General features: G+C 61.0%; 15 protein-coding genes. 9 read left to right on the forward strand and 6 right to left on the reverse strand.

Features of this window, described 5'->3' with window-relative positions; genetic code table 11:
• Positions 1-35 precede the first annotated feature (35 nt).
• The 5 genes from E5554_RS01630 to E5554_RS01645 form a co-directional block, all read right to left on the reverse strand.
• Positions 36-824 carry a glycosyltransferase family A protein gene (locus E5554_RS01630; protein WP_136185764.1) on the reverse strand — a complete coding sequence of 263 codons (789 nt, stop codon included), beginning with the start codon at positions 822-824 and terminating at the stop codon, positions 36-38.
• Positions 824-2,020 (reverse strand): hypothetical protein, encoded by a 1,197-nt coding sequence (locus E5554_RS01635; RefSeq protein WP_136185765.1) that lies wholly within the window; start codon positions 2,018-2,020, stop codon positions 824-826. The genes E5554_RS01630 and E5554_RS01635 overlap by 1 nt, the downstream gene beginning before the upstream one ends.
• Before the next feature lie 143 nt (positions 2,021-2,163).
• On the reverse strand, positions 2,164-2,322 hold the full coding sequence (locus E5554_RS22910) for a hypothetical protein (RefSeq protein WP_168708660.1): 159 nt from the start codon (positions 2,320-2,322) through the stop codon (positions 2,164-2,166).
• Between the two features lies 1 nt (position 2,323).
• The gene (locus E5554_RS01640; RefSeq protein ID WP_136185766.1) at positions 2,324-3,706 is read right to left on the reverse strand and encodes an ATP-binding protein; all 1,383 of its coding nucleotides are present in this window, start codon (positions 3,704-3,706) and stop codon (positions 2,324-2,326) included.
• Positions 3,696-4,370 carry a response regulator transcription factor gene (locus tag E5554_RS01645; RefSeq protein ID WP_136185767.1) on the reverse strand — a complete coding sequence of 225 codons (675 nt, stop codon included), beginning with the start codon at positions 4,368-4,370 and terminating at the stop codon, positions 3,696-3,698. The genes E5554_RS01640 and E5554_RS01645 overlap by 11 nt, the downstream gene beginning before the upstream one ends.
• 43 nt (positions 4,371-4,413) lie before the next feature.
• On the opposite strand from E5554_RS01645, the gene E5554_RS01650 reads away from it, so the two are divergent.
• The 9 genes from E5554_RS01650 to E5554_RS01690 all read left to right on the forward strand — a co-directional run bounded on the left by E5554_RS01650 (position 4,414) and on the right by E5554_RS01690 (position 16,015).
• A complete protein-coding gene (locus tag E5554_RS01650; RefSeq protein WP_247594347.1) occupies positions 4,414-4,848 on the forward strand; it encodes a PepSY domain-containing protein in 435 nt (144 codons plus the stop codon).
• 80 nt (positions 4,849-4,928) lie between these two features.
• The gene (locus E5554_RS01655) at positions 4,929-6,248 is read left to right on the forward strand and encodes a TolC family protein (protein WP_136185768.1); all 1,320 of its coding nucleotides are present in this window, start codon (positions 4,929-4,931) and stop codon (positions 6,246-6,248) included.
• The gene (locus E5554_RS01660; protein ID WP_136185769.1) at positions 6,245-7,270 is read left to right on the forward strand and encodes an efflux RND transporter periplasmic adaptor subunit; all 1,026 of its coding nucleotides are present in this window, start codon (positions 6,245-6,247) and stop codon (positions 7,268-7,270) included. Before E5554_RS01655 ends, E5554_RS01660 begins: the two co-directional genes overlap by 4 nt.
• Complete coding sequence (locus E5554_RS01665; RefSeq protein ID WP_136185770.1) at positions 7,270-10,344, forward strand: efflux RND transporter permease subunit; 3,075 nt, start codon at positions 7,270-7,272, stop codon at positions 10,342-10,344. The genes E5554_RS01660 and E5554_RS01665 overlap by 1 nt, the downstream gene beginning before the upstream one ends.
• 56 nt (positions 10,345-10,400) lie before the next feature.
• On the forward strand, positions 10,401-11,417 hold the full coding sequence (locus E5554_RS01670) for a YncE family protein (RefSeq protein WP_136185771.1): 1,017 nt from the start codon (positions 10,401-10,403) through the stop codon (positions 11,415-11,417).
• Positions 11,418-11,444: 27 nt separating this feature from the next.
• Positions 11,445-12,200: a phosphatase PAP2 family protein gene (locus tag E5554_RS01675; RefSeq protein ID WP_136185772.1), complete on the forward strand. Its 756-nt coding sequence runs from the start codon at positions 11,445-11,447 to the stop codon at positions 12,198-12,200.
• Positions 12,190-12,717 (forward strand): sigma-70 family RNA polymerase sigma factor, encoded by a 528-nt coding sequence (locus tag E5554_RS01680; protein ID WP_136185773.1) that lies wholly within the window; start codon positions 12,190-12,192, stop codon positions 12,715-12,717. Before E5554_RS01675 ends, E5554_RS01680 begins: the two co-directional genes overlap by 11 nt.
• A gap of 57 nt (positions 12,718-12,774) precedes the next feature.
• A complete protein-coding gene (locus tag E5554_RS01685; RefSeq protein ID WP_136185774.1) occupies positions 12,775-13,722 on the forward strand; it encodes a FecR domain-containing protein in 948 nt (315 codons plus the stop codon).
• Positions 13,706-16,015 (forward strand): TonB-dependent receptor, encoded by a 2,310-nt coding sequence (locus tag E5554_RS01690; RefSeq protein ID WP_136185775.1) that lies wholly within the window; start codon positions 13,706-13,708, stop codon positions 16,013-16,015. Before E5554_RS01685 ends, E5554_RS01690 begins: the two co-directional genes overlap by 17 nt.
• Here E5554_RS01690 and E5554_RS01695 read toward each other — a convergent pair.
• Entirely contained in the window at positions 15,987-17,045 is a 1,059-nt protein-coding gene (locus E5554_RS01695) for an endonuclease/exonuclease/phosphatase family protein (RefSeq protein ID WP_136185776.1), read from the reverse strand. The two genes, E5554_RS01690 and E5554_RS01695, sit on opposite strands and share 29 nt — an antisense overlap.
• Between the last annotated feature and the right edge of the window lie 119 nt (positions 17,046-17,164).

The raw sequence follows: 17,164 nt of genomic DNA on the forward strand, positions 1-17,164 counted from the left end.
CCTGAAAATACGCCCTGTAACGGTTGCTCGTTCGATCATGGGCGTTGGGCAGGCCAGTCTTTCATGCGCAGGGCATCGCCCGTGCCGTTGCGTGCCGCAAGACGCCGGCCGAGGAAAGTGTAGAAATACCAGTCCAGGGCGAATCGCGGCGTGTAGCGGTAGATCAGCCGTTCGGCCCGTGTCCAGCTTACGGCCTTTCGGCATGATCGCCGCTCTGAGGGAAAACAGACATGATCCCGGTCGTAGATGGCGCGGCCATGCGCCATCACGCGATGCACGATTTCATGATCCTCAAGGACATAGGGCCATCGCTTGACGTCGAAGCCGCCTGCTGCCCGCAAGGCATCCGTGCGATAGGCCTGCGCATAGCCACCGGCATGACATTTCGCCGAGAAGCGTCGGCTCTTGCGCAGGATGAAATCGGTCCGTTTTCGTGACTCAGCGCTCTCCAGCGGCGCATAAAGGTCGATGGCCATCACCGAGGCCGCTTCCGGATTGCCCGCAAACAGGTCGAGGATGCGCTTTACATAGTCGATCGGATATTCCGTGTCCGCATCACAGATCCCCACAAAGGCGGTCTCAACCCTCGACAGGCCAAGCGCCATGGCGTGAATTTTCCCGGGGGTCGGGCACGACAATATCTCTGCCCTGGATCCGAGAGGTCGGGCTGCCTCGCGCGCTTGTTCGGTGCCGTTGTCAGTCGAGCCATTGTCGATAAGAAGCAGTCGGAAACGAATATCACTTTGAATCGCAAGGGTCTGAACCGTCTTGTCGATCCAGCCTTCCTCATTGAAGAAAGGCAGAATGATGGTCAGCGAGGACATCAGGCCGCACGAAAATTGCTGAAGCCAACGACGTTGCCTCGGCGCTTGTCTGCAAGCTGCGTGATGACCGCCGCTGCCCGGTCTGACGACGGTCGGCCGTCCAGATCGAAGCTGTCGGCGAACAGATTCTCCTGAATGGCTTGGTAGTGATCGCGATGCAGACCATTTGCGCGGGCGAGAGCCGGACCAAGATCCTTGGGATCCGAGATTACCTCGCCGGCGCGCCAGTGCGCAAAATTCGGATCCCCCCGCCAGTCGATGCCATGGCTGTTGAGGAACACACAGGGGCGAGGGCGCAGCAGAAACTCATAGACCTGGCTACTCGCGTCACCCAGATAGAGATCCGCGATCAGCGTGTAGCTCATATCGGTCGATGCCCGGCTGCCGAGGTCGATATGGATATTGTTCCCATGCAGAAAGCGCTTCGCGATGGTCCCGGGGCGATTGACGCTCAACTTGTCGATCGTGACAACGAACGGCCTTTCGAAGAGCATGACATGGGGTGCAAAAATAAGCTCTTGCGCATCCCGCTCGACGAAATGATCGAGGACCTGTCTGCCATGCTTGTACCAGGAAGAAAGATGCGGCGAGCAGTGCGGATTATATAGGATGATCGGCCGCTCGCGGGAAAAATGCTGGGTTCTGCCGGCCTGCCGAACCAGATCGAATTTGGGATAGCCCACGATGCTGATGGTAGAGGGATCAATCCCGGCTTCAGCGATCAGCCGGCGACGGATCTTCTCGCCCGAACACAGAACATGGTCGAACCCGGCACTGGCCTTGTCAAAGCCGATCGCACGGTCTCCCGCGCCATGGCGCGTATGGATCATGAAGAGCTTGACGAGGCCATAGCGCTTCTTGAGCAGCAGCGATGTCTTCTCCGCCACGACAAGCATGTCGAGGCTCCGGAAGAAATCGAGATTGTCCCGATAGAGCAGCAATTTCCTGGCCGGGATCATGCTGCCCAGCACCCCGACGAGCCGTTCCGACCGCTTCGTCAGCCCAAGCTCGACATGCTGGATCCTTGATCCCAGCAGGGGACCCGCCAGGCGCCGTACCTCATGGGCAAGGCGCTCATTTGTCGTGGCGATGATGATCTCGCCGGCAAAACCACCCGCAGCGAGTGAAATCGCTATTGGGAGGCTGTGGGCCAGTTGGTGGATCTGATCATGATTGAACAGGAAGCCGATGCGCATGGGCCCCTGACGCCGTGGCGCGGGAGCCACCTCAGCTCACGAACGAAAAATATTTGCGGAAGGCGCCATCCGATGAGTTTTGCAATCTGGAGCTTCGTTCTCTCCATATTCTGTACGATCGGCCCGTTGATAGCACGGCGCTTTCAGACCTGTGGCTTGAAGGTCAGTTGCTGCGGGCAATTACCTTCAATGCCATTCCGGCGTTGCTGCTTTCCGCCATTTGCGCCGTTCGTTCCGTCCTGCAGAATATTCGGCAGGCCGTTGCGCAGACCCGACCTCATCCCATCGGCGGGCAATGCCATATCATCCCTGAGACTGAAGCGTCGGAAAGATGACTTGCACACACATGCCGGCACCATCCCCACAGATTGTACAATGCGCTTGATGCAAATTCGCTATTGCGGCCACGAGTGCCAGCCCCAATCCGGAGCCCTCGGTGTTGCGACTGGCATCCAGACGATAGAAGCGACCGAACACCTTTTCACGCTCGTCTGCTGGTATGCCCGGGCCATCATCGCAGATCTCGATGACAGGCGACGTACCCTGATAGCGGAGTCGTGAGGTGATCCGCGTGCCGGCAGGCGTATGAACGAGAGCGTTTTCGATGAGGTTGATCACCAACTGGGTGAGCAACTCGCCATCGCCATGGACCAGAATATTTCCGGCATGGTCGGCAAGGAGATGATGGTCACCATCTTCCGCGACTGGCTCATAGAGTTGCTGGATCCGATCCATCAGCTCGCTCAAATCCACGGCCTTGAACCGCCTGCGCCCGATGCCTCCCTCCACAGTGCCGATGCGCAGAAGGGCGTTGAATGTCGCCAGCAGGCCCGATGTCTGTGCCAGCGCTGCTTCTGCCGTCGACGGTTCGATCGGATCAGCATCCTGCATCTGCTCCAGTTGCTGGTGCAGCCTTGTGAGGGGGGTACGCAGGTCGTGGGCGATGTCGGTGGAAACCTGGCGCAGGGCCTCCATAGCCGCTTCGTTGCGATCGAGCATGATGTTGAGATTGCGGGCGAGCCCATCAAATTCCGGGCCAAAGCCGATCATCGGCAAACGCTCCTTCCGCTCGCCTTCGACAATCCGGCTTACCGCCAGATTCACCCGTTCGAGGCGACGCAGGAATATGAGGGCCGCCAGGAAACCGCCCACCAGAACGAACAGGGTAATACCCACCCCGCTGAGCAAGGTGTAGGCGAGGAGGCGACTGCGCAGATCCAGCACATCGAAATTGTCGGTGGCAACGACCAGCGTCAGGCCATCCGGCAAACTCGTCCCCAGCGCCGTCAGTTTCTCCAGCCGACCGCTGATCGGGCCACTGTCATGTTCGACCATTTCGAGCGCATATGTACCGACCCGGGCCGCGCTGACCGGCAGGTCGCCGGCAAGGCGCCGCCGCTGTGCATCAACCAGCAGATAGTGAAATTGTGCATCATCGCCCACACTCTGGTGTCGCGCGATGGCATCGGTCAGACCGGATTGTCCTAGCTGCGCATATTCGCCACCAAGTATGGCAATTTCCGCCTTCAATCGGCCGCTAGTCGCCTCGGCCGCATAATTCCCAATCTGGCTCCGAACGGTGAACAGCAGCGCCCCGGCCCCGATCGCAAAGATCAGCGCCAGCAGCACGGCAAATCGAAACGCCGCGCTACGTAATGGCGCACGGAGCACGGCTTCAAACGTCATCGATACGATATCCTGCCCCGCGCACGGTCTGGATCAGCTCCCTGCCGAAGCCGCGATCGACCTTGGCGCGCAACCGACTGACATGGCTTTCGATGATGTTGGTCCGCGGATCGAAATGGAATGACCAGACATTTTCGAGGAGCATCGTCCTTGTGACGATCTCCCCGGCATGCAGCATCAGATATTCGAGCAGCTTGAATTCCTGCGCCTGCAGGTCGATCCGGTTACCGCCTCGGAGCACCGTTCGCTTGATCCTGTCCAGACTGAGATCGGAGACCTCAAGAACGGAAACTGTTTCGGCGATGGGCGGACGGCGCGCCAGCGCATTGACGCGGGCGAGCAGTTCGGTCGCGGCGAAAGGTTTGGCGAGATAGTCATCTGCGCCCGCCTCAAGCCCCTCGACGCGGTCTTCGACACCATTCATGGCGGTGAGGAACAGGGCTGGCGCTCTCACGCCAGCTGCGCGCAACGCTTTCAAGGCCGCCAGTCCGTCAAGGCCCGGTACCATGCGATCGAGAATGAGGACGGCATGGTCGCCGCTTGATCCCAGGAAGATCGCATCGCGGCCATTGTCACACACATCCAGAACATGACCGGCAGCAGTCAGCACGCGCTCGAGGTGGACGCGCGTCGTTTCATCATCCTCGAGCAGCAGCAGCTTCATCGCCCGTCCTCATCGCACGATCCTGATCTTCAACAGAAGGATTTTGCGCCATCTCCCTTCGTTCCCGCAAGTTGGGGATTATCAATGTTCGCGTCACGCTGCGCGAAACTGGCCGCCGCTAGAGCGGGTAATGCGCAGATTCGCGCAGGAGGATATCGCCATGAAAATAATGCCAACCGCCCTGGCGGCGGCCCTGATTGGCAGCATTGCCACGATGCTGCCTGCCGCGCCCGCTGCAAAACTGAAGGGCAGCCAATATGCTGCTCAATCCAAACTCTCGCTCGCTGCTGCGCGGATGGCGGCGCTCAAGCTGCGCCCCGGCACGATCACCGATCAGGAACTGGAAAAGGAAAAGGGCGGAAGCGGACTGCGCTATTCCTTCGACATCATGAGCAAGGGGCGGGCCTATGAAGTGGGCATCGACGCCGTGACGGGCAAGCTGCTCGAAAATGTGCCTGAAGGCCATAAACCGGATTGAACGCCTGGTGCCGGGCCGGTCCAACCGGCCCGGTCGCTCCATGAACAGGGGTCAGCCTTCTCATGCCACGTCGCCTTCCCATGTCCGCAAGCCTTAGCCTCCTGGCACTGTCGCTTGCCGGCTGCGCGCATTATACGCCCTTGCCGCTCGCAACCCAGGCGCCGCTTGCGCCTGATCTTCGCGCGCTGGATCCGTCGATCCCCAGCGGACCACTTGGCGTGGAGCAGGTGGTCACCCTTGCCCTTGCGAACAATCCCGATCTCAGGGCGATCAGGCTCAAACGAGGCATCGCCACCGGGCAGACATTGCAAGCGGGCCTTCTGCCCAATCCATCGCTGAGCGGCGCGCTGCTGCCGCTGCTTTCCGGGGCTGGCAGCGTACCGGCATGGAATCTGGGCATTGCACAGGATATCAAGAGCCTGGTCACCTATCGTTCCAGGCACCGTGCCGCCGCCGATAGCGAACAGCAGGTCGCAGCCGACATCATCTGGCAGGAATGGCAGGTTGCAGGCCAGGCGCGCCAACTCGCCTGCGACCTCATCATGGGGAACCGCGCCCGCCCGAGCTATGCTGGAGCCTACACGCTTCTGGCCGAGCGCAATGCCAAACTCGAAAAGGCGTTGGCAGCGCATAGCGTGACACTGGTGACGATCGCGCCCGATAGACTGGCTTTGCAGTCTGCCCGCACCGCGCTCGATGCCCTGGATCAGCGTCAACTTGGCCTGAGGCATCAGCTCAACGCATTGCTGGGCCTCACGCCCGACGTGCAGCTTCCATTGGCAGAGCAGGTCGATCTCCCACCATTCGACATGGCAGCGATCAGGGCCGATCTCCCCAACTTGCCGGCTCGCCGCCCCGATCTCATAGCCCTGCGCATGGGCTATGCCTTGTCAGACGAGCAGGTGCGCCAGGCGATCCTTTCCCAGTTTCCCGACATGATTCTTGGCGGAAGCGTTGCGAGCGACAATGCCAAGGTCATCAATGGCGGGCCGAATATTCAGATCGGCCTGCCGATATTCGATCGCAACCAGGGCAATATCGCTATCGCCCGGGCTACCCGCGAACAGCTTCATGCCGATTATTCCGCGCGGCTCGCGGCCACGATGGGCACGGTCGAAGCCATGTTGAGCGAGGCAGAGCAGCTTTCAGCCCAGCTCATGACGGCCCGGCATGATCTTCCCGCCGCACGCCTTGCTGCCGAGCGGGCACAGGCCGCCTTTGGCGCGTCCAATCTCGACGAGCGCGGCTATGTCGACCTCGTTTCCAATCGCTTCACCAAGGAGCAGGAAATCATGACACTGGAACTTGCGCTCCTCGATCGCCAGATCGCCATACAGACCCTCATCGGATCGGGCCTGCCCAAGGCAGATGCGCTGACTGCGGCGGATGCGGCACGATGAAGGGCGCAGCTTTCCTCACGCCCATCGTCCTGGTTCTTGCAGGATGCGGAAATACGCCCGTGGCGTCGAACGATGCGCCGACGACATTGGTCAGCACAGTGGCAGCGCGGCGTGGCGCATTGCCGGCAACGCTCGACTGCTATGGCACCGTGGCACCTGCCATCAATGGAACACAGAGCCTGAGCGTTGCGCAACCCGGACAGGTTACCGCGCTGCTGGTGACGCCCGGCACGGCCGTGAAAGCGGGCCAATCCCTGGCAAACTTCATGGTCGCGCCCTCGGCCCGCAGCGCTTATGAGCAGGCCTCGAGCGGACTTGCTGCCGCGCGCAAACAGGCTGCGACGACAGCGCAACTCCTCTCGCAGCAACTCGCGACCCAGGATCAGCTCACCCAGGCGAACAAGGTGGTTTCCGACGCGCAACATGCACTCGCAGCCCTTCAGGCGGAAGGGGCGGGGCAGGCAGCCCGCACGCTTGTCGCGCCTTTTGACGGGATCGTGACCAGCATATCTGTCGCACAGGGCGATCGCCTGCAGGCTGGCGTCCCGATTGTCACTGTTGCCAGGGCGGGGGGGATTGTCGTCACCGTTGGGGTCGATCCAGCCGTCCGTGGTCGCGTGGCGGTGGGCATGCCTGCATCGCTCAATCGGCTTTCGGGCGGGCAAAGCCTGGCAGGACAAGTCGTGCGGGCAGACAGCGCTCTAAACCCGCTCACCCGACTGATCGATGTGGATGTCAGCTTCCCGGCTGGCGCGCTGCTCCCTGGCGAAGCCATGCAGGTAGCCATCGAGACAGGCCAGGTTTCCGGCTGGATCGTTCCACATCAGTCGGTGGTGACGGCTGGCGGCCCGGCCCGCCTGTTTCAGGTGGCCAATCGCAAGGCCAGGGCGATCCCGATCCGCATCCTGCTTGCCTCCGACCGGGGCGATGTCGTCGAGGGCGCACTTGATCCAGCCAAACCATTGATCGTCTCGGGCGCCTATCAGGTCAGCGACGGCGACGCCGTGCGGTGGAGCAACTGATGCTGGAATATCTGCTCCGCACACAAGCGCGCACGCTGGTTCTCATCGCCATGGCGCTTGCCCTGGCAGGTGTCGTTGCATCGCTATCGCTGCCCGCGGGACTGTTTCCCCAGGTGTCCTTCCCTCGGGTGGTGGTCGATCTCAACGCCGGAAGCCGTCCGGCCGACCAGACGGCGCTCACAATTACCCGACCGGCAGAAGAAGCCATCCGCGCCATACCCGGCGTCCAGAATGTCCGCTCGGAAACGAGCCGCGGATCGGCACAGATCTCGGTCGATTTTGGCTGGGGGCGCGACATGGTCGCCAGCACTTTGCTGGTCGACACGGCTTTGGGGCGGATATTGCCGTCGCTGCCCGCCGGTACCCAATATGACGTCCGGCGCATGGATCCTACGGTCTTTCCGATCATCTCCTATGCACTGGTATCCGAGCATGGCGACCCGGTGGTCCTGCAGGATTTGGCCACCTATCAGATCACGCCCCTGCTTTCATCGATCAATGGCCTGGCGCGGGTCGGTGTCCAAGGCGGTGATACCGCCGAGGTCCAGGTGCTCGCCGACCCATATCGATTAGCCGATCACGGCCTCTCGATGACCGACCTGGCCAGCGCAATCCGCAATGGCAATGTGTTGAGTGCGGTTGGCCAGGTGCAGGATCGCGGCCGTCTGTCGTTGGTCATCGCCGACCGCAGCATCATCAGTGCGGGCGACGTCGGCAATATCGTCATCAAGGCTGCAAATGCCGGGATTGTTCACGTCCGCGATGTCGCGACCGTCCAGGACGGCGCGGTTCCGGTTTGGCAGCGCATCGTCGAGGACGGCAAGCCCGCGGTGCTGTTCAATATCTACGAGCAGCCCGATGGCAATGCGGTCCAGATCGCCCGTGAAGTCGAGGCAAAGCTTGCTGGCGTGAAACTGCCAGCCGGCGTCAAGCTGGTGAACTGGTATGATCAAAGCGAACTGGTCACCCAATCTGCAGCGAGCGTGCGTGATGCCGTTTTGATCGGCCTCGTCCTGGCCGGCCTCGTCCTGTTGTGGTTCCTGCGCAGTTGGCGCGTAACGCTGATTGCGGTGATCGTCGTACCCGCGACATTGGCTGCGACAATATTGCTGCTTTCGCTGCTAGGCATGAGCTTCAACATCATGACCCTTGGCGGTATTGCAGCCGCCGTCGGCCTGCTCATCGACGATGTAATCGTGATGGTCGAGCATATTGCGCGGCGGGCTGGCGCTCTTGGCAGCGATGGGAAGCCGCTCGGCGACGCCGCCGTCCTGCCCGCAGCGCGAGAGTTCATGGTACCACTCACCGGCTCCAGCCTTGCCACGTTGATCGTGTTTCTGCCGCTGTCCTTCCTGACCGGCGTGACAGGTGCCTTTTCCAAGGCTCTTTCCATCACCATGGCCGGAGCACTGGCCCTGTCCTGGGCGATGACGGCCTTCGTCGTTCCGATACTCGCGCGCTGGCTGATCGATTTCAATCAGTGGCATGATCCTGGACTGGCCGGTGACGGACGTATTGGGCGTCTCCATGAGCGTACGCTCGATCGCCTTTCGGCTCGTCCCTGGCTCCTTGCCATGATCGCAGGCCCGCTGCTGCTGATCGGCTTTGTCGGCTATTCCAATGTTCCCACCGGGTTCATGCCGAAGGTCGATGAAGGCGGCTTCATCATGGATTATTTCACGGCGCCCGGCACATCGCTCGAGGAGACCGGCCGACAGGTCGGGCAGATCGATGCGATGCTGCGTGCCAATCCCCAGGTGCTGACCTTCTCGCGTCGCCTCGGCACCGGGCTCGGAGGCGATCTCGGACAAAGCTATCATGGCGACTATTTTGTGCGACTGAAGACGGATCACAGCACGCCAACCGAAGAACTCGGAGCATCGGTCGCAAGCGAGATCGCCATCAAGGTTCCCGGTGTCGAAGTGGAGGTCGCGCAGTTGATGGAGGATCTCATCGGCGATCTGACGGCTGTTCCTCAACCGATCGAGGTAAAGCTCTATGCCGCTGATCCTGGCATTCTCCAGAGCGAGGCACGCAAAGTTGCAGCCTTGATCGGGCGAATCCCAGGCGTCATCGAGGTGAAGGACGGCGTGCAACTCGCCGGCGACGCGCTCAACGTCCATGTCGATCCTGTTCGCGCCGGTATCGAAGGCGTCGCCCCCGCAGATGTCGCGGCGCAGCTTTCCACCGCTCTTACCGGGGCGATCGCGACGACATTGGCGCAGCCCAGCAAGGCGGTCGATGTGCGTGTCCGCTTGGCCGAGGCAATGACGCTCAGCCATGATGGCCTGTCTCAACTACCGATCCGGGCTGGCGACGGTCATGTATTTCCGCTCTCGCGGGTCGCCACGATCGAGGCCGTCACCGGCCAACCGCAGATTGCGCGCGAGAATCTCGAGCCGATGGTGGCTGTGACGGGGCGTATCCAGGGGCGCGGTATCGGCGCAGCCGTCGGTGACGTAACCAGGGCGCTCGACAAGCCGGGGGCACTTGGCACCGGCGTGCGCTATGAAATGGGCGGCCTCTATCAACAGCAGCAGATCGCCTTTGCAGGACTGATCAAGGTGTTCGCCATGGCCCTGGTCGCCGAACTCATACTCCTGCTGATCCTGTATCGGCGCTTCTGGCTGCCGGTCATCATCATCGGCTGTTCCCTGCTTTCGACCACCGCCGTCTTTACGGCGCTCTGGCTCGCGGGCGTGGACCTCAACATCACCGCTCTCATGGGCATGACGATGATCATCGGGATCGGCACCGAAATGGCAATCTTCTATGTGTCCGAGTTCGAGGAACTCTGCCACATAATGCCCGCCGCACAAGCGACCCGGGAAGCCAGCCGGAATCGCCTGCGACCGATCCTGATGACGACCCTGGCCGCAATGTTGACGCTCCTGCCGCTGGCGCTGGCCATCGGGCAAGGATCGGGCATCCAGCAGCCGCTGGCGATAGCGATCATCGCTGGCCTGCTGCTCCAGTTCCCGCTCGTGCTGCTGGCGATGCCGGTGCTGGTGCGGCTTACATTGCCGCGCGGCGAGACGGCGCAAGCCGGGATGGGAGCCCTACCGGCTACATGACCACATCAAGAAGGCCAGCGCCCCAGCATCCATCTGCCCATCTGAAGGAACAGCCCATGAAACATGCCCTCCTCCTTCTCGCCGCCCTGGCAGGAAGCGGCAGCGCGCTCGCCGCAGCGAGCCCCCCTCCTTACCGGATCACCGATAAAATTGCCGGCCCTGATGGGGGATGGGACTACGCCCGTGTCGATAGCCAAGCGCATCGGCTCTATGTCGCCCGTGCCCGCGAGGTGACGGTAATCGACACCCGCACCCGCAAGATGATCGGCTCGGTAGGCGTCATCGCTCACGGTCACTCTGCAGTGCCGGTCTCGGACGATCGACTTCTGGTGACCAGCGGCGACGATGCAAGCGTAAGATTCCTTCAGCGTGCCGATGGCAAGCAACTGGCACGCTTGCCCGTCGGATTGAAGCCGGATGCGGCAATACTCTCCCACGATGGAAAACGCGCTTTCATCATGAATGCGACGAGCGGCACGATATCGGTCGTCGATATCCAGGGCATGAAAATCGAAAGGACAATCAAGGCCAAACCGGGGCTGGAATATGCGGCACTCGACCGGGCCGGCACCATGTTCGTCAATGACGAGGATCTAAGCGAGATCGAACTGCTCGACACCATCACGGGAAAGCTGGGGCAGCCGATCCCGCTTCCTGGATGCGAAAGCCCCAGCGGGCTTGCTCTCGACGGGAAGTCCGCCCGACTGATTGCCGCCTGCGCCAATGGCAAGGCGGCGATCGTGGATGCGCGAAGCCGCCGGCTGGTCAAGCTTGTCGACATTGGGCGAGGACCTGACGCAGTCCTGATCGACGAGCCCCACAGACTGGCCTTCATCCCTTGCGGCAAGGATGGGGTACTCGATATCCTTTCGCTCGATGGCCCTGATGTCCGCAGGATTGGCCGCGTGGAAACCGAAATTGGCGCGCGCACCGGCGCGATAGATCCGGCCACGGGGACAATCTATCTTCCGGTCGCCAGCATGGTATCGCCGCCGAGCGGCAGCGGACCTCTGCAGCCCATGCCAGGCAGTTTCCATGTGCTTGTGATATCGCGCCGCCACATCGCGGGTTGATCGTCAAAGACCTCAGCGAGGAACCTCATGCCCTCTGTCCTGCAGAAATTATCCGCCAGGCATCGCATCGACAGCTATATCCTGGTCATGTTCCTTGCGGCAGCAGCGGGCATATTGCTCTTCCTGAAGCTTGGATCCGAAATCTTGGAGGGCGACAGCTTCGCGATAGACCGATATCTCCTCCAGAGCCTGCGTCGCAGTTCGGATAGCGCAATTCCGATCGGCCCCGCCTGGCTTCGATCGGCGATGGTGGATATTTCCGCACCGGGTGGCATCAATCTTCTGACGCTCATCACCCTGTTGGCGTCGGGCTATCTTCTTGCTGCGCGAAAGCAGGTGACCGCCCTCTTTCTCCCGATCTCCATTGCGGCTGGCGCCGCGATGAGCGCGCTTTTCAAGATCGAATATGCAAGGCCGAGACCGGATATCGTCAAGCATCTGGTGGAGGTCAGCTCTGCCAGCTTTCCCAGCGGGCACGCGATGAACTCCGCTATCGTCTATCTTACTGTCGGTGCCTTGCTGGCCAGAGCCGAGCAGGATGCTTGGGTGCGGATCTACATCATCTCCGTGGCAATCTGCCTCACCCTGGCGATCGGCAGCTCCCGCATCTACCTGGGCGTTCACTGGCCGAGCGATGTGGTAGCGGGATGGTGCGTAGGAGCAAGCTGGGCGGCCATGGCGTTGCTGATCGCACATCGGCTGCCGGGCGCCAGAGCAGGCGTTGGGCCAGAATCTCTTTCCGGTTCGTCCGTTTATCTGTCAAATCGCGATCATGAGTCTTAGCGACGATAGCGATCTTGAGCTCATGTATGGCGTTCATCGTGCTGATTTACGTCGCTTTCTGATCGCGCGCGTCGGAGATGCTGCCGAAGCAGATGATCTGCTTCAGGAATTGTGGGTGCGCGCCAGGAATGTGGCGGCAGGGCCGATCGGCAATGGTCGCGCCTATCTTTACAAGATGGCCCAGAATCTCGTTCTCGATCGACTTCGCGAGCAGCAGCGGCGCATGGCCCGGGAGCGGCGCTGGAACGATCAGGAAACCGATTTCACGGCACCGGGCATCGACCCGGTCGACCGGTCGCAAACCGCCGAGGACCAGATCATCGCGCGCGAGGAAGTGCAGCGCATCAAAACGGCGCTCGAGACGCTGCCGGAAGGTGCGAGAAGGGCATTCGAACTGCACAAGCTTCGAGGGCTGACACATGGCGAGGTGGCCGCGCAGTTGGGCATCAGCAAGAGCGGGGTCGAGAAACATATGGCCGTCGCCATGAAATATCTTCGCCGCGCGCTCACGGACTGAGGTAATGCCGTCACGATATCGTCACACAGTGATCAAACAGGTGGAAGGGCAATCGCCATGACGGCGCGTGCGGATTTTGACGAAGCGATGCTTGACCAGGCGATTGCCTGGCAGGCGGCGCTCGAGCACGACGATGCGGATTGGGACGGCTATCTCGCGTGGCTGGAGGCAAACCCCCGCCACCGGGAAGCCTTTGATTCGATTGCCCTGGTCGATGCTGTCGTCCGCGAACATCGGGACGTTCTGATCCATGAGCCTTCTCCTCCTGTCGCCGAAATCGATCCAAGACACCGTTGGAAGCCGCGACTGGTGATGGGCGGTGCTCTTGCCGCGTGCCTGACGCTTGCCGTTGCGCTCCCGACATTCTGGCAGACATCCAGACCCATTGCCTACAACAACGAAGGCTCGGCGCCGCGCATGATCACTCTGGCCAGCGGCACCAGCGTCACACTGTCGCCGGGAAGCGCCATTCTGGTATCGGCAAAGAATGACGGGCAAATCGAGCTTGCGAAGGGGGAGGCCTATTTTGACGTCCGCCACGATCCCTCGCGCGTCCTGACCGTATCGGCCGGCAACTATCGCGTTACCGATATTGGCACCCGCTTTTCGGTCAATCTTGCAAACTCTGCCTTGCGGGTCGGTGTCGCACAGGGAGCGGTTTCCGTCGCCGGCGCGCAGACCGCTTCGGCAGTCAGGGTCGATGCCGGCCATCAGTTGGTCGGCAAGGATGGTCTATTGACACTCAGCACGGTAGAGCCCTCCCAAGTGGGAAGCTGGCGCAGTGGCCGGCTGACCTATACGAATGCGCCGCTTGCAATGGTGGCTGGCGACATCGAACGATATTCGGGCAAGAAGATTTCTGTCGATTCCGCGCTGGAGAACAAGCATTTTTCGGGCATTCTTGTCATCGGTGACGGATCGAAACTCGCCAGCGACCTGGCGGCCGTCATGGGGCTCGAAGTGCGTCAGCAAGGCGATCTTGTGCATATTGCTGCTGGCCGGTGAGATTGGCCCGGAAACGGTTCTTGCGCGCACACCGTTAGTCAGTCTCGATATCGCACCCGGGCCGCTCATGGCCGCGATGGACAAATTTTCCGCCTCGACGGGTATCTCCATCGGCTTCAAGGGCAATGTCGCACAACTGAAAACGCGTGGTGTGAAAGGGCGCTTGTCGCCCGAGGAAGCCCTGGCGCGGTTGCTCGAAGGAACCGGACTTCAAGCGCTCAGGATCGGCGATCGCCTCTATCGTATCGAGCCCAAGCCGGCGGTAATCGCAGTCCGGCAATCCCCCCGCGCGCCTGCCCCCACAGTGGCGCCTGCGGCAAGTGAAATCATCGTGACCGCGCAGAAGCGGCCACAGCCGCTCGCGAATATCCCCTTATCAGTATCCGTTCTGTCGCTTGATCCGCTGGGGGGAGCGAGAAGTCCGACGTCCCGCGACATCAGCCTCGACATGGAAGGTCTGGCCATGACCAACATGGGACCAGGGCGTAACCGACAGTTTATCCGCGGGGTTGCCGACAGCCCATTCAACGGCCTGAGCCAATCGACGGTTGCAGTCCAGGTCGATGAGGCAAGGGTGACATTCAATGCGCCGGACCCCGATCTCCGGCTCATCGATGTCGATCGGATCGAAGTCCTCAAAGGGCCGCAAGGGCCGCTCTATGGTTCGGGCGCGCTAGGTGGCATCTATCACATCGTCACCAGGAAGGCCGAACTGGATGACAGCTATGCCCTGGCGCGACTGTCAGCTCAGGCCGTTCAGCATGGCGAATTGGGTACGGGTGCCGAGGGCATCATGAACCTGCCGATCGTCGATGGCCGCCTGGCACTACGCGCCGTGGGCTATCGTCTTCTGGAAGGCGGCTGGATATCCAATAATGGTTCCGACAAGGCGACCAATTCAACGGAGACCGTCGGCGCGCGGATAGCGCTGCGATGGCAGCCCTCAGAGCGATGGACGGTCGATGCAGGCTTCATGCTGCAGGACATCAATGCGCGCGACAGCCAATATGTGCTTCAGTCCGACGAAATGCTGTCGCGTGATCATCCCATTGCCGAGCCCACCGACAATGATTTCAAGCTGTGGCATGGCACCGTCAAAGGCAATATCGGTACGCTGGAGCTGACGTCTGCGACCAGCTATGTCGAGCATGGTTTCGACTATGTTCTCGATGCCAGCAGCGCTGCCGACCAGTTCGGATTGACGGGCCAGGTCCGGTTCGACGATGATCGTCGATATACGGTGCTGAACCAGGAACTGCGCATTGCACCTCAAGGCGAGCAGCATTGGCTCGCCGGCCTTTCCTACCTTCGGGCGACCACGCGAGGGGAGGCTTCCGTCACCCCGGAAGGGGGCGATTCCGCCATAGTGGAAATCTATGATCGGCAGGTTGTCGAATATGCGATATTCGGTGAAGCGACCTTGCCGCTCTTCAATCGTCTGGATGCGACGATCGGCGCGCGCCTGTTTCAGAGCATCACACGCGACGGAACCGGTGATGAACCCAAAATCACACCCGTTCGTGCGCGCAAGACCATCCTGTCTCCCAGCGCCGCAATCTCCTATCGATTGAACGGATCGGGTATTGTCTATCTCCGCTATGCAAGGGCGATGCGCCCTGGAGGTCTGGCGCCGGCGGAAACCACGTCGGCGCGCCAATTCGATGCGGACGAATTGAGCACCTTCGATCTTGGCTTTCGCAAGGCTGCTCTCGACGGTCGCTGGTCCCTTTCGGCTAGCGCCTATTACACGCTCTGGAACGACATCCAGTCGGACTATCTGCTCGAAGATGGGCTGGTCTCTACCCGCAATGCAGGCAAGGGACGGATCATAGGAGCCGAGATCGCTCTGGATTGGAATCTGGGCAATGGCTTTACCATTTCCGCCGGTGGCAGTGCGCAATCTGCGTTGCTCACGCGTGCGGCCGATGGCGTCAAGCTGGATGATCGCAGCCTTCCCATAGCACCGGCCTTCGCTGGCCGTGCATCTCTTGGCAAGTCCTTCGCCTTGGCCGGTGGCTGGCAGGCCAGGACCGGGCTGCAGGCCAATTATATCGGCAAAGCAAGATTGTCCTTCGACGATGATCTGGACAGAAGCATGGGCAATTATGCGACCGCGTCGGCCCATGCAGAGGCCATGCGAGGCCATTGGACCCTCAGCATCAATATGGACAATCTGTTCGATATTCGGGGTGACAGCTTCTCCTTCGGCAATCCTTTCGCGATTCGAAAGGAAGCGCAATATACGCCAATCCGTCCTCGCACCCTTACACTCGCCCTGGCGCGATCCTGGTAAGAGGCTGGCGATTGCGCAACTGATAGGTCGCAGAATAGCCCACATGGTCAGACAGCATGGTTCCGTCCGGTTCATGGCCGAACGGGACATCGATGCTGCTCAGTTCGAGGTCGGTACGTCGGCCGGGTGTGAAAAACTGCCAGTCGCGGGCGCGCTTCTTTGAAAAACGCGCATCGGCCGAAAGAGCAATGCCACGACGGGCCGCTTCTCCATAGGCGTCGTCAATATCGCCGTCCTGACACCATCTGGCCTGAGCATTTGAGATCAGGGCCTGCTTGCGCGCTGCAACGCTGCCGACATTGAAGTCCCCTGCAACGATCAGGGGCCGCGATGGATCATGCGCGCTCGTAATGAAGTTGGTGAGATAATCGACCTGCAATCGGTAGGCGGCCAGCGATCGGTCGTCCTGGACCCGTGACGCACGCCTGCTGTTCAGATGCGTCGTGACGATATCGACCCTGTCCCATTGCCCGGGAAGCGCGACGCTGACGAGCAGCGCCCCCTTATTTGCGAGGCAGTCAAATCCTGCACAGGCAAAAGCCGGGAAGGCCATTTTCCGGACGCCCGCGATCGGATAGTCAGACAGGATCTGAAGCCCGCTTCCGACATATTTGCCGAGCGTTTCGCCATGATACCATGCGGCGCCGTCTGCCAGAGCATGCGAGCCGCGCGGAAGATTTCCCTGTCCTGGCATCTGCGCGGCCGGACCTTCCACGGCGTATCGATAGCCCGCTGCCCGGCCGATCGCCTGAGCGTCAGCTGTAAAGGCTTCCTGCAGGACGATGATGTGGGGTTGCGTTCCATCCTCGCGCATGGTCCGCAAATGCTGCACAATTTGCGCGAATGCCTGTGCCCGACCTCTTGCGACGGGCCAGGGCAGACCATGGATATTATAGGTCAGCACGGACAGATGCCCGTCGAAAGGCAGTGGGAGCCTGGGCGTCAGATCCGGCGATGACGGGGTCGGTGCCGCAGCGCCGAGCATGCCCAGGAGCGAAGCTGCGATCAGAACTGCCTTTGAGGTACGCAAATTGTGTCTCCCGTATTCGCCGCCTGCGACGGTGCGAAGGCACGGGCACCTCAGTTTCCATCACGGAAAAAATTGCTGGGCTTGAAGCTGAGGTCTCCATCTCACCACGCCGTCGAGGC

This window comes from Sphingobium sp. PAMC28499 (assembly GCF_004795815.1).
Taxonomy (GTDB): Bacteria; Pseudomonadota; Alphaproteobacteria; order Sphingomonadales; family Sphingomonadaceae; genus Sphingobium; species Sphingobium yanoikuyae.

Bases quoted from the DNA above. Each gene is read 5' to 3' on its own strand.
- E5554_RS01635 (WP_136185765.1), bottom strand. From the start codon at position 2,020: ATGCGCATCGGCTTCCTGTTCAATCATGATCAGATCCACCAACTGGCC.
- E5554_RS01630 (WP_136185764.1), bottom strand. From the start codon at position 824: ATGTCCTCGCTGACCATCATTCTGCCTTTCTTCAATGAGGAAGGCTGG.
- E5554_RS01655 (WP_136185768.1), top strand. From the start codon at position 4,929: ATGTCCGCAAGCCTTAGCCTCCTGGCACTGTCGCTTGCCGGCTGCGCG.
- E5554_RS01665 (WP_136185770.1), top strand. From the start codon at position 7,270: ATGCTGGAATATCTGCTCCGCACACAAGCGCGCACGCTGGTTCTCATC.
- E5554_RS22910 (WP_168708660.1), bottom strand. From the start codon at position 2,322: ATGGCATTGCCCGCCGATGGGATGAGGTCGGGTCTGCGCAACGGCCTG.
- E5554_RS01675 (WP_136185772.1), top strand. From the start codon at position 11,445: ATGCCCTCTGTCCTGCAGAAATTATCCGCCAGGCATCGCATCGACAGC.
- E5554_RS01685 (WP_136185774.1), top strand. From the start codon at position 12,775: ATGACGGCGCGTGCGGATTTTGACGAAGCGATGCTTGACCAGGCGATT.
- E5554_RS01645 (WP_136185767.1), bottom strand. From the start codon at position 4,370: ATGAAGCTGCTGCTGCTCGAGGATGATGAAACGACGCGCGTCCACCTC.
- E5554_RS01680 (WP_136185773.1), top strand. From the start codon at position 12,190: ATGAGTCTTAGCGACGATAGCGATCTTGAGCTCATGTATGGCGTTCAT.
- E5554_RS01670 (WP_136185771.1), top strand. From the start codon at position 10,401: ATGAAACATGCCCTCCTCCTTCTCGCCGCCCTGGCAGGAAGCGGCAGC.
- E5554_RS01640 (WP_136185766.1), bottom strand. From the start codon at position 3,706: ATGACGTTTGAAGCCGTGCTCCGTGCGCCATTACGTAGCGCGGCGTTT.
- E5554_RS01660 (WP_136185769.1), top strand. From the start codon at position 6,245: ATGAAGGGCGCAGCTTTCCTCACGCCCATCGTCCTGGTTCTTGCAGGA.